Raw genomic sequence first — 13,645 nt, forward strand, 5'->3', positions numbered from 1 at the left:
ATGAGTGGATCCGAGGATTTCACGCCCGAAAGCAGCGACGTGAAGGGCTTGGGTCCTGACGTAGCGGGTCCTGATGGGGCGGCGGGCCGTACGGCCGACGTGGAGTCCTGGGAGCGGCGGCTCGCCGACCTGCCTCCGGCCGAACAGGAGCAGGCACTCCTCGACTGGCTCGACACCCTGGTCCGCGCCGCGCTACGTGACTCGGCCCCGGACCACCTCGACCCCCACCGCCCCTTCCTGGAGCTGGGTTTCGACTCGCTCGCCGCGGTCGACCTGCACAGTCGGCTGACCGCGGGCACCGGGCTGCGGCTGCCGGTCACCCTCGCCTTCGACTACCCCACCCCGGCCGCGCTCGCCCGCCAACTGCGCACCGAAATCCTCGGCCTGACCGACCAGACCGCGCTGCCCGCCGCGGTACCCGCCGCCTTCGCCGACGACGAGCCCATCGCCATCGTGGGCATGGGCTGCCGCTACCCCGGCGACGTACGTTCCCCCGAAGACCTGTGGAACGTCGCGCTCTCCGGAATCGACGCCATTACCGAATTCCCGTCCGGACGCGGCTGGGACCTCGCCGGACTCTACGACCCCGACCCGGACCGGCCGGGCACCAGCTATGCCCGCGAGGGCGGTTTCCTACATGACGCCGACCAGTTCGATCCGGCGTTCTTCGGCATTTCTCCGCGCGAAGCCCTCGCCATGGATCCGCAGCAGCGGCTGCTGCTGGAAACCTCCTGGGAAGCATTCGAACGCGCCGGAATCGACCCCGGTCTCTTCCGCGGCGGCCAGGTCGGCGTGTTCGTGGGCCAGGAGACCCAGGACTACGGTCCGCGACTGCACGAGGCCGAGGAGGGCTTCGAGGGCTATCTGGTCACCGGCAACGCGGCCAGCGTCGCCTCCGGCCGCATCGCCTACACCTTCGGCTTCGAAGGCCCCACCGTCACCGTCGACACCGCCTGCTCCTCCTCGCTGGCCGCACTGCACCTCGCCGTACAGGCCCTGCGCAGCGGCGAGTGCTCCATCGCCCTCGCCGGCGGTGTGGCCGTCATGGCCAACCCCGGCTCGTTCATCGCGTTCAGCCGCCAGCGCGGCCTCGCCCCCGACGGCCGCTGCAAGCCGTTCGCGGCCGCCGCCGACGGCACCGCCTGGGGCGAAGGCGCCGGCATGCTGCTCGTCGAGCGACTGTCGGACGCCCGACGCAACGGCCACCACGTACTGGCGATCGTGCGCGGTACCGCCATCAACCAGGACGGCGCCAGCAACGGTCTGACCGCCCCCAGCGGCCCGTCCCAACAGCGCGTCATCCGCCAGGCGTTGGCCAACGCAGGGCTGGCCGCCGCCGACGTCGACGCGGTCGAGGCACACGGCACCGGCACCCGGCTCGGCGACCCCATCGAAGCGCAGGCCCTGCTCGCCACCTACGGCCAGCAGCGCCCCGAGGACCAGCCGCTCTGGCTGGGCTCGTTGAAGTCCAACATCGGCCACACACAGGCCGCCGCCGGTGTCGCCGGGGTCATCAAGATGGTGATGGCGATGCGGCACGGCGTACTGCCGGGCACGCTGCACCTCGACGAGCCGACCCCGCACGTCGACTGGACGTCGGGCGCGGTCTCACTGCTGGCCGAGGCACGCCAGTGGCCGGAAACCGGCCGGGTGCGCAGGGCAGGTGTGTCCTCGTTCGGCATGAGCGGCACCAACGCCCACGCCATCGTCGAGCAGGCTCCCACCGACGACACCCCCGAGGCCACACAGCAGACCGCTCCGGCCGCACCGCCCGCGGTACTGCCCTGGGTGCTGTCGGCGAAGTCCCCGGCCGCGCTGCGCTCTCAGGCCGAGCGGCTGCGGGCACGGCTGGCAGCCGACCCCGAGCCCAGCCCCCTTGACATCGGCTACTCCCTGGCCACCACCCGCGCCGCGTTCGAGCAGCGAGCGGTGGTCGTCGCGGGCGACCGCCCGGCCTTCCTCGACGGCCTGCGCGCCATCGCCGAAGGTACGCAGGCGCCGTCCGTGGTGACGGGCACCCCCGCCGCCGGCCGCACCGCGTTCCTCTTCACCGGCCAGGGCAGCCAACGCGCGGGCATGGGCAAGGAACTGTACGAGGCCTACCCGGTCTTCGCGGACGCCCTGGACGACGCCTGCTGGTACCTCGACGAGCATCTCGAACTGCCGCTGAAGGACGTGCTGTTCGGGGGCGACGCCGACCTGCTCGACCAGACCGCCTACACCCAGCCCGCCCTGTTCGCGATCGAGGTGGCCCTGTTCCGCCTGCTCGAATCGTGGGGCCTGCGACCGGACGTACTGACCGGGCACTCGATCGGCGAGCTGGCGGCCGCCCATGTGGCGGGCGTGTTCTCCCTGGAGGACGCGTCCGCACTGGTCGCCGCCCGTGGCCGGTTGATGCAGGAGCTGCCCGGCGGCGGCGCGATGGTGGCTGTCCAGGCCTCGGAGGACGAGGTCGGCCCACTGCTGACCGACCGGGTCAGCATTGCCGCGATCAACGGCCCGACGTCGGTCGTCATCGCCGGAGACGAGGACGCCGTCCTGGAGATCGCGGGGGCCTTCGAGCGGCAGGGCCGCCGGACCAAGCGCCTCACGGTCAGCCATGCCTTCCACTCGCCGCGCATGGACGGCATGCTCGCCGAGTTCCGCCGCGTGGCACAGGTGCTGGAGTACCAGGCCCCGCGCATCCCCATCGTGTCCACCCTGACCGGCGGCGTGGTGTCCGCCGAGCAGATCTGCTCACCGGAGTACTGGGTACGGCACGTCCGCGAAGCCGTCCGATTCCTGGACGGCGTACGGGCGTTGGAGGCCCAGGGCGTCAGCACGTACCTGGAGCTGGGCCCGGACGGTGTGCTGTCGGCGATGGCCCAGGACTGCGTCACCGGCACGGACGGGGTGTTCGCCCCCGTACTGCGGCGTGATCGCTTCGAGCCGGAGGCCCTGACGGCCGCCCTGGCGCAGGCGCATGTCCGGGGCAGGACGGTGAACTGGGCCGCAGTCTTCGCCGGTACGCAGGCGCGGCGGATCGAGTTGCCGACGTACGCGTTCCAGCGGGAGCGGTTCTGGCTGCACGGTTCGGTAACGCGCCCCGTGACGGCCGGGGTTGACGCGTCCGCTGGTTCCGGTGACGCGCGCTTCTGGGAGGCGGTGGAGCGCCAGGACATCGACTCGCTCTCGGCCGAGCTGGCGGTGGACATTGATCAACCGTTGACCGAGGTGCTGCCCGCGCTGTCCGCCTGGCGTCGGCAGCAGCGGGACCGCTCGGTGGTCGACGGTTGGCGCTACCGGGTCAGCTGGAAGCCGCTCGCGGAATCCGCGGCCCAAGCCCCGCGCGGCACCTGGCTGCTGCTGGTTCCCACCGGGCACATCGACGAAGAACTGGTCAACGGCGTGGTGGCCGCGCTGGACGGCCACCGTGACACCACCGTGCGCCGCGTTGACATCGACGCCGCCGAGACCACCCGCGCCGAGCTGGCCGGGCAACTCGAAGAGCACCGCGCCGTCGACGGTGTGCTGTCGCTGCTGGCCCTGGACGAGCCCAACGGTCTGACGGCCACCGCCGCGCTGGTGCAGGCGCTGGGCGACGCGGGCGTTGACGCACCGCTGTGGTGCGCGACGCGAGGCGCGGTGTCGGTGGTCCGCTCCGACCGGATCCGCGCGGTGCCGCAGGCCGCCGTGTGGGGGCTGGGCCGGGCGGCCGCCATGGAACTGCCCGAGCGGTGGGGCGGCCTGGTGGACCTTCCCGAGGCCCTGGACGAGCGGGCCGCCGGACGTCTGACGTCCGTACTGGCGGGTCTCGGCGACGAGGACCAGGTGGCGGTACGCGCCTCCGGCGTCTTCGGTCGTCGGCTGACCCGCGCCGAACACGGCGAGGGCCCCGCCGCGGGCGAGGGCTGGGCCCCGAGCGGCACCGTGCTGGTCACCGGCGGCACGGGAGCGCTGGGCGCGCACGTCGCCCGCTGGCTGGTGGCCAACGGCGCCGACCATGTGCTGCTGACCAGCCGACGAGGCGCCGACGCGCCCGGTGCCGCCGAGCTCGAAGCCGAACTGGCCGCCTCCGGCGCACAGGTGACCATCGCCGCATGTGATACGGCGGACCGCGAAGCGCTCGCACAACTGCTGGCGTCGGTTCCCCCCGAGCACCCGCTGACGGGTGTCGTACACGCCGCGGGTGTGCTGGACGACGGCGTACTGGACGCGCTGACCCCCGAGCGTTTCGGGAACGTCCTGCGGGCCAAGGCCGACTCCGCGCTCAATCTGCATGAACTCACCCGCGGACTCGACCTGTCGGCGTTCGTCCTCTTCGCATCCGTCAGCGGCACGCTGGGCGCGGCGGGACAGTCCAACTACGCGGCGGCCAACGCCTACTTGGACGCGCTGGCCGAGCAGCGCCGAGCCGACGGCCTGGCCGCCACATCGGTGGCGTGGGGACCGTGGGCCGACTGCGGCATGGCCGCCGACGAGTCGCTCGAACGCCGTATGCGCCGTGAGGGCATGCCGCCGATGGCCCACGAGTTGGCGATCCGCGCGCTACAGCACGCCCTCGACCTGGGCGACGTAACGGTCACCGTCGCCGACATCGACTGGGACCGCTACGCCCAGGAGACCACCGCGGTCCGGCCGAACCCGCAGATCGCCGACCTGCCCGAGGTACAGCACGCCCTGGCCTCCGCCGGAACCGGCCGTGTGATCACCGACGCCAATGCGGCGACCACGCTCGGCGAGCGGCTGACCGGCCTCACCGAGGCGGAACAGGACCGCGAGCTACTCGACCTGGTCCGTGCGCGGGTGGCGGCGGTGCTGGGCCACAGCGGCGTGGACGCGGTCGAGGCGGGCCGGGCGTTCCGGGAGTTGGGCTTCGACTCGCTGACCGCGGTCGAACTGCGCAACCGCCTGGGTGCGGCCACCGGACTGCGCCTTCCGGCGACCCTCATCTACGACTACCCGACGGCAGCCGTACTCGCGGGTTACCTGCGCGATGAGTTGCTGGGAACGGAAGCGGCCGTCGGCGGTTCGCTGCCCGGTGTTTCCACAGCGGCTGTGGATGACGATCCGATCGCGATCGTCTCGATGACCTGCCGCTTCCCGGGCGGCGTACGGTCGCCCGAGGAACTGTGGCAACTCCTGGTCTCCGGCGGGGACGCGATAGCCGAATTCCCCACCGACCGCGGCTGGAACCTGGAGCGCCTCTACAACCCCGACCCGGACCAGCAGGGCACCTCATACGTTCGCCAAGGCGGCTTCCTCTACGACGCCGACCAGTTCGACGCCGCGTTCTTCGGCATTTCGCCGCGCGAGGCACTCGCCATGGATCCGCAGCAGCGACTGCTGCTGGAGACCTCCTGGGAGGCCTTCGAACGGGCGGGCATCGACCCGGCGACGCTGCGCGGCAGCCGTACCGGCGTCTTCGCGGGCACCAACGGCCAGGACTACGCCTCGCTGATCTCGTCCCCGCCGAAGGGCCTTGAAGGCCACCTCGGCACCGGCAACGCGGCGAGTGTGGTCTCCGGCCGGATCTCGTACGTCTTCGGTCTCGAAGGCCCCGCGGTCACCGTCGACACGGCGTGCTCGTCGTCGCTGGTGGCGCTGCATCTGGCGGTTCAGGCGCTGCGCAATGGCGAGTGCGAGCTCGCGTTGGCCGGTGGCGTCACCGTGATGTCCACGCCGGAAGCCTTTGTCGACTTCAGTCGGCAGCGTGGTTTGGCGGTGGACGGTCGTATCAAGGCGTTCGCTGCGGGTGCGGATGGTACGGGGTGGGGTGAGGGTGTTGGCATGCTGCTGGTGGAGCGGCTGTCGGACGCCCGGCGCAACGGTCACCCGGTGTTGGCGGTGGTGCGGGGTAGTGCCATCAACCAGGATGGTGCGAGCAATGGGCTTACGGCGCCGAACGGTCCGTCGCAGCAGCGGGTGATCCGGCAGGCGCTGGCCGCCGCTGGTTTGTCGGCGGCGGATGTCGACGCGGTGGAGGCGCACGGTACGGGTACCACGTTGGGTGACCCGATCGAGGCGCAGGCGCTGCTGGCGACGTACGGCCAGGACCGGCCGGAGGACCAGCCGCTGTGGCTGGGCTCGATCAAGTCCAACATCGGTCACACCCAGGCGGCAGCTGGTGTCGCGGGCGTGATCAAGATGGTGTTGGCGATGCGGCATGGTGTGTTGCCGCAGACGTTGCATGTGGATGAGCTGACGCCGCATGTGGACTGGTCGGCGGGTGCGGTCTCGCTGCTGACACAGTCGGTGCCGTGGCCGGAGACCGGACAGCCGCGCCGTGCGGGCGTGTCGGCATTCGGTCTGAGCGGCACCAACGCCCACACGATCATCGAGCAGGCGCCGACCGTCGCGGACGACAACCCAAGTGCGGTGCGGCCGCTCGGCGTTCTGCCGCTGCTGCTCTCGGCAAAGAGCGAGGACGCACTACGCGCCCAGGCGGAGCGGCTGCGCTCCCGCGCTGCGGAGGCCGAGGATCTCGAACTGGTCGACCTAGGCTACTCGTTGGCGACCACGCGCTCCGCCTTGGACCGCCGTGCGGCGGTGATCGCCAGCGACCGCGAGGAGTTGCTGCGCGGGCTGGAGGCACTGGCGCAGGGCGTGGACGCCCCGGGCTTCGTTCAGGGGACGGCGGCCGAGGGCAAGACGGCGTTCCTGTTCACCGGTCAGGGCAGTCAGCGGCTCGGTGTGGGGCGTGAGCTGTATGTGGCGTATCCGGTGTTCGCGGATGCGTTGGATGCGGTGTGTGCGGTGTTGGACGGGCATCTTGAGCGGCCTCTGTATGAGGTGCTGTTCGGGGCGGATGCGGGTCTGTTGGATCAGACTGTCTACACGCAGCCCGCGTTGTTCGCGGTCGAGGTCGCTCTCTTCCGGCTGGTGGAGTCGTGGGGGATCAGGCCGGACTTCCTGTCCGGGCATTCGATCGGTGAGTTGGCGGCGGCGCATGTGGCGGGTGTGCTGTCGCTTGCGGATGCTTGTGCGTTGGTGGCGGCTCGTGGCCGTCTGATGCAGGAGCTGCCGGGTGGCGGCGCGATGGTCGCTGTTCAGGCCGCCGAGGATGAGGTCACGCTGACGGATGGCGTGAGCATTGCGGCGATCAACGGGCCTTCCTCTGTCGTCATTGCGGGTGACGAGGACGCGGTGGTGGGGATCGCTGCGGGCTTTGAGGCGCAGGGTCGTAAGACCAAGCGGCTGACCGTGAGCCATGCGTTCCATTCGCCGCACATGGACGGGATGCTGGACGCGTTCCGTGCGGTGGCTGCGGGGCTGACGTTCAACGCCCCGCGTATCCCGATCGTCTCCAACCTCACTGGTGCTGCGGTGTCGGCTGAGGAGATCTGCGCGCCGGAGTTCTGGGTCCGTCATGTTCGGGAGGCGGTGCGTTTCCTGGATGGTGTGCGGGTGTTGGAGGCCGAGGGCGTTACGACGTTCGTCGAGCTCGGTCCCGACGGTGTGCTGTCCGCGATGGCCCAGGACTGCGTCACGGCTGATGGCGCCGCCTTCGTCCCCGTACTCCGTTCCGGCCGCCCCGAACCCGAAACCCTCACCGCCGCCTTGGCCCAGGTCCACGTCAACGGCATCGCCATCGACTGGCAGGCGTACTTCACCGGAACCGGCGCCCGCCGCGTCGACCTGCCGACCTACGCCTTCCAACGCGAGCGCTACTGGCTGGAGAGCCCCGCGGCCCCGGCCACAGCCACGGCCGCGCCCGCCGTCGACTCGGTGGACGCCCGCTTCTGGGAAGCCGTGGAGCGCGACGACTGGTCCGCTCTCGCCGCAGAGTTGGAGCTGAGCGCCGACCAGCCGTTGAGCGCCGTGGTGCCCGCGCTGTCGGCGTGGCGTCGGCAGCAGCGGGAGCGGTCGGCGGTGGATGGCTGGCGGTACCGGGTGACGTGGAAGCCGGTGACCGACCGCCCGGCACAGGCGCTGACCGGAACCTGGCTGCTCGTCGTCCCGGCCGCGAAGTCCGACGACGAACTCGTCGACGCGGTCACCCAGGCCCTGGCCACCCGAGGTGTCAACGTTGATCGCGTCAACGTTGACACCGCCGAGGCAACCCGCCCCGGACTCGCCGAGCAACTCGCCGAACACCGCGCCGCAGACGGCGTGCTGTCACTCCTGGCCCTGGACGAGTCGGCCGGTCTGACGGCTTCCGCTGTGCTGGTGCAGGCGTTGGATGACTCGGGTGTCGTCGGACCGTTGTGGTGCGCGACGTCGGGCGCGGTGTCCACGGCATCGTCCGACCGGCTGCGCAACGTGAGCCAGGCGGCGGTGTGGGGTTTCGGCAGGGGCGTCGCCTTGGAGTACCCGGAGCGCTGGGGCGGTCTGGTTGATCTGCCCGAAGTACTGGACGACCGCGCTGCCGGGCGCTTGGCCGACATACTGGCGGGCTTGGGCGGCGAGGACCAGGTGGCGGTACGTGCCTCCGGGGTCTTCGGGCGCAGGCTCGTACGCGCCGCACGCGGTGTGGCGCCGAGCGCCGATGCGTGGCAGCCGCAGGGCACGGTGCTGGTCACTGGTGGCACCGGAGCGTTGGGCGCCGAGGTCGCCCGCTGGCTGGTAGGTAACGGTGCCGAGCATGTCGTACTCACCAGCCGACGAGGCGCGGAGGCGCCCGGTGCAGCCGACCTCCAAGCCGAGTTGGCCGCCTCCGGTGCACAGGTGACCATTGCCGCGTGCGATGCGGCGGACCGCGAAGCGCTCGCAGACCTCATCGACTCGATTCCGGCCGAGCACCCTCTGACGACAGTACTGCACACGGCGGGTGTCCTGGACGACGGCGTACTGGATGCGCTCACTCCCGAGCGTTTCGAGAGCGTCCTGCGGGCCAAGGCTGTCTCCGCGCTCAATCTGCATGAACTCACCCGCGGACTCGACCTGTCGGCGTTCGTGCTGTTCTCGTCGATGAGCGGCGCACTCGGCAGCGCGGGTCAGACGAACTACGCTGCCGCGAACGCCTACTTGGACGCGCTGGCCGAGCAGCGCCGGGCCGACGGCCTGGTGGCGACGTCCGTGGCCTGGGGGCCGTGGGCCGACGGTGGGATGGCGGCCGACGGTGTGCTGGAGCGGCGGCTGCGGCGTGAGGGCACGCCGCCGATGCCGCCGGAGCTGGCGATCATGGCGCTGCAGCAGGTCCTGGACCTGGGCGACGCAACGGTCGCCGTGGCCGACATCGACTGGGACCTCTTCGTTCCCGCGATGACGGCAGCGCGGCGCAGCAACCTCTTCGCCGAACTGCGCGACTCCCGGGAGATTCCGGAATCGGCAGCTGCCGCAGTCAGCCTCCGGAGCTCGGCCACGGAATCCTCCTCACTGGCCGAGCGGTTGGCCGGGCTGACCGAGGCCGAGCGTGAGAAGGAACTGCTGAACCTGGTCCTTGCGCAGGTGGCGGCGGTGCTGGGCCACAGCGGCGTGGACGCGGTCGAGGCGGGCCGGGCGTTCAAGGAGTTGGGCTTCGACTCGCTGACCGCGGTTGAACTGCGCAACCGCCTGGGTGCGGCCGCTGGATTGCGCCTTCCGGCGACGCTCATCTACGACTACCCGACGGCAGAGGCCCTTGCGGGCTATCTACGTGGTGAGTTGCTGGGGATGGGAGCGGCCGTTGACGGTTCGCTTCCGGGTGTTTCCACAGCGGTTGTGGATGACGATCCGATCGCGATCGTGTCGATGAGTTGCCGTTTCCCGGGTGGCGTTCGGTCCCCCGAGGAACTGTGGCAGCTGCTGGTCTCGGGCGGGGACGCGATTTCCGAGTTCCCCACCGATCGCGGCTGGGACGTCGAATCGCTGTATGACCCGGACCCCGGTAAGGCAGGAAAGACGTACACCCGCGAGGGTGGGTTCCTCGGCGACGCCGCCCAGTTCGACGCGGCGTTCTTCGGGATCTCGCCGCGTGAGGCGCTGGCGATGGACCCGCAGCAGCGGCTGCTGTTGGAGACGTCCTGGGAGGCGTTCGAGCGCGCCGGAATCGACCCCGGTACCCTGCGCGGAAGCCAGGCCGGTGTCTTCGTCGGCACCAACGGCCAGGACTACCTCTCGCTGCTGATGAAGGCGCCCGAGGGCCTTGAAGGCCACCTCGGCACCGGCAACGCGGCGAGTGTGGTCTCCGGCCGGATCGCGTACGTCTTCGGCCTCGAAGGCCCCGCGGTCACGGTCGACACGGCGTGCTCGTCGTCGCTGGTGGCGCTGCACTGGGCCGCGCAGGCAATAAGCAACGGCGAGTGCTCACTCGCTTTGGTGGGCGGCGTCACCGTGATGTCCACGCCGGAGGCCTTTGTCGACTTCAGTCGGCAGCGTGGTTTGGCGGTGGACGGTCGTATCAAGGCGTTCGCGGCGGGTGCGGATGGTACGGGGTGGGGTGAGGGTGTTGGCATGCTGCTGGTGGAGCGGCTGTCGGACGCTCGGCGTAACGGTCACCCGGTGTTGGCGGTGGTGCGGGGTAGTGCCATCAACCAGGATGGCGCGAGTAACGGTCTTACGGCGCCGAATGGTCCGTCGCAGCAGCGGGTGATCCGGCAGGCGCTGGCCAGCGCAGGGTTGTCGGCGGCAGATGTCGACGCGGTGGAGGCGCACGGTACGGGTACCACGTTGGGTGACCCGATCGAGGCGCAGGCGCTGCTGGCGACGTACGGCCAGGACCGGCCGGAGGACCAGCCGCTGTGGCTGGGCTCGGTGAAGTCCAACATCGGTCACACCCAGGCGGCAGCTGGTGTCGCGGGCGTGATCAAGATGGTGTTGGCGATGCGGCATGGTGTGTTGCCGCAGACGTTGCATGTGGATGAGCCGACGCCGCATGTGGACTGGTCGGCGGGTGCGGTCTCGCTGCTGACGCAGTCGGTGCCGTGGCCGGAGACCGGACAGCCACGCCGTGCGGGCGTGTCCTCGTTCGGTATCAGTGGAACCAACGCCCACACGATCATCGAGCAGGCACCGGAGCCGGAGGCCGACGCCGCGGCCGAAGGCGCCACTGAGTTCCCCGTGCTGCCGTACGTCCTGTCGGCCAAGAGCGAGGCGGGGCTACAGGAACAGGCGGAACGGCTCCGCTCGCACCTTTCGGCGCAGTCTGAACTCGCGCCGATCGACATCGCGTACTCGCTTGCCACCGGCCGCGCGGCGCTGGACCGGCGGGCCGTCGTGACCGCCGCTGGTCAAAGCGAACTCCTGCACGCCCTTGAAGCGCTCACGGATGGCCGTGGCGGTGCGGGTGTGGTCGAGGGCTCATTGGCTGGTGGGAAGCTGGCGTTCCTGTTCACCGGTCAGGGCAGTCAGCGGCTCGGTGTGGGGCGTGAGCTGTATGTGGCGTATCCGGTGTTCGCGGATGCGTTGGATGCGGTGTGTGCGGTGTTGGACGGGCATCTTGAGCGGCCTTTGTATGAGGTGCTGTTCGGGGCGGATGCGGGTCTGTTGGATCAGACTGTCTACACGCAGCCCGCGTTGTTCGCGGTCGAGGTCGCTCTCTTCCGGCTGGTGGAGTCGTGGGGGATCAGGCCGGACTTCCTGTCCGGGCATTCGATCGGTGAGTTGGCGGCGGCGCATGTGGCGGGTGTGCTGTCGCTGGATGACGCTTGTGCGTTGGTGGCGGCTCGTGGCCGTCTGATGCAGGAGCTGCCGGGTGGCGGCGCGATGGTCGCTGTTCAGGCGTCCGAGGATGAGGTCACGCTGACGGATGGCGTGAGCATTGCGGCGATCAACGGGCCTTCGTCTGTCGTCATTGCGGGTGATGAGGACGCGGTGGTGGGGATCGCTGCGGGCTTTGAGGCGCAGGGTCGTAAGACCAAGCGCCTCACCGTCAGTCACGCGTTCCATTCGCCGCACATGGACGGGATGCTGGACGCGTTCCGTGCGGTGGCTGCGGGGCTGACGTTCAACGCCCCGCGTGTCCCCATCGTCTCCAACCTCACCGGTGCTGTGGTGTCGGCTGAGGAGATCTGCGCGCCGGAGTTCTGGGTCCGTCATGTTCGGGAGGCGGTGCGTTTCCTGGATGGTGTGCGGGTGTTGGAGGCCGAGGGCGTTACGACGTTCGTCGAGCTCGGCCCCGACGGTGTGCTGTCCGCGATGGCCCAGGACTGCGTCCAGGAAGCCGAAGCGGCATTCGTTCCGGTGCTCCGTCGTGACCGGTCCGAGCCGGAATCACTCACCGCGGCCATTGCTCTCGCCTTCATCCGCGGAATCTCCGTGGACTGGGCCGCCTACTTCTCAGGAAGCAGTGCCCACCGGGTTGAACTGCCGACGTACGCCTTCCAGCACGAGCGGTTCTGGCCCGACGTCGCCGCGCTGCCGAGCGGTGATCCGGAATCCATTGGATTGGGTGCTGCTGGTCATCCGTTGCTGGGTGCTGCGGTGGCGTTGGCGGATAGCGGCGGTTTCCTGTTCACGGGTGTGTTGTCGTCTGGTTCGCGTTCTTGGGTTGCGGATCATGTGGTGTTGGGCTCGGTGTTGTTGCCGGGTACGGCGTTTGTGGAGTTGGCGGTTCATGCTGGTGTTCGGGTGGGGGCTGGGCGGCTTGAGGAGTTGACGTTGGAGGCGCCGTTGGTGCTTCCTGCGGGTGTTGGTGTGCGGTTGCAGTTGGTGGTGGAGGCTGCGGACGCGTCGGGTCGGCGGGTGTTTGGTGTCCATTCGCGTCGGCGGGATGCGTGGGGTGGTGAGCCGTGGGTGCGGCATGCCACGGGTGTGTTGGCTGCTGATGTTGCGCCGGTGGTTGGGGATTTGAGTGTGTGGCCGCCGCGGGGTGCGGTGGCGATTGCGGTTGATGGTTTGTATGGGGAGTTGGCGGAGGCTGGTCTGGAGTATGGGCCGGTTTTCCGTGGGCTTCGGGCGGTGTGGCGGCGTGGCGAGGAGTTGTTCGCCGAGGTGGCGTTGCCGGAGCAGGCGCGGGAGGACGCGGGCCAGTACGGGCTGCACCCGGCACTACTGGACGCCGCACTCCATGCGGTTGGCGTGGACAGCGCCGAGCGCTTCGATGAACTGAACGCGGACCCGCTCATTCCCTTCGCGTGGAGTGGTGTTTCGCTGCACGCGGTTGGTGCGTCGGCGCTTCGGGTGCGGCTTTCCGAGCTGCGGCCGGGTGTGGTGTCGTTGCTGGTGGCCGATGGTTCGGGTCAGTTGGTGGCGTCGGTTGACTCGGTGGCGTTGCGGGCGGCTTCGGCTGACCAGGTGCGGGCTGCCGCTGGTGCCGGGCACCATGAGTCGCTGTTCCAGCTGGAGTGGACCCCGGTGCCAGCACCCGCGGCCCGGGAATCCGCCCGGGAGCAGTGGGCCGCGGTTGGCGGTCCGGAGGACCTGGCGGAGCTGGTCGAAGCGGTTGCCTCTGGTGCCGCAACTGCTCCCAGCACCGTCCTGATCGACTGTGCCTCGCAGGAGTCCGCTTCGGTGGCCTCTTCTGACGCGGTGCGTGCTGCCATGCATCGGGTCTTGGGGTTGGTCCAGACGTGGTTGGTGGATGAGAGGTTCGCCGAGTCGCGGTTGGTGTTGGTGACTCGGGGTGCTGTTGAGGCGGTTCCGGGTGAGGGTGTTCGGGATCTGGCGTTCGCGGCGGCGCGGGGGTTGTTCCGTTCTGCGCAGTCGGAGAACCCGGGCCGTTTGGTGCTGCTGGATCTGGACGATGACTCGGCAGCGCAGGATGCTTTGACACTGCTCGCGCTGGATGAGGCTGAGTTGGCGGTGC

At 69.9% G+C, this 13,645-nt stretch carries 1 protein-coding gene (only partly in view); it reads left to right on the forward strand.

The window, feature by feature from the left end:
* A protein-coding gene (locus P2L57_RS06880) for a type I polyketide synthase (RefSeq protein ID WP_275809889.1) crosses the window boundary here: on the forward strand, positions 1 to 13,645 show its 5' portion. Its footprint extends 10,592 nt past the window's final position; 13,645 of the gene's 24,237 nt are visible here — the first part of the coding sequence; the start codon lies at positions 1 to 3; its stop codon lies off the right edge, out of view.

The sequence above is a fragment of the Streptantibioticus ferralitis genome, assembly GCF_029223525.1.
GTDB classification, from domain to species: domain Bacteria; phylum Actinomycetota; class Actinomycetes; order Streptomycetales; family Streptomycetaceae; genus Streptantibioticus_A; species Streptantibioticus_A ferralitis.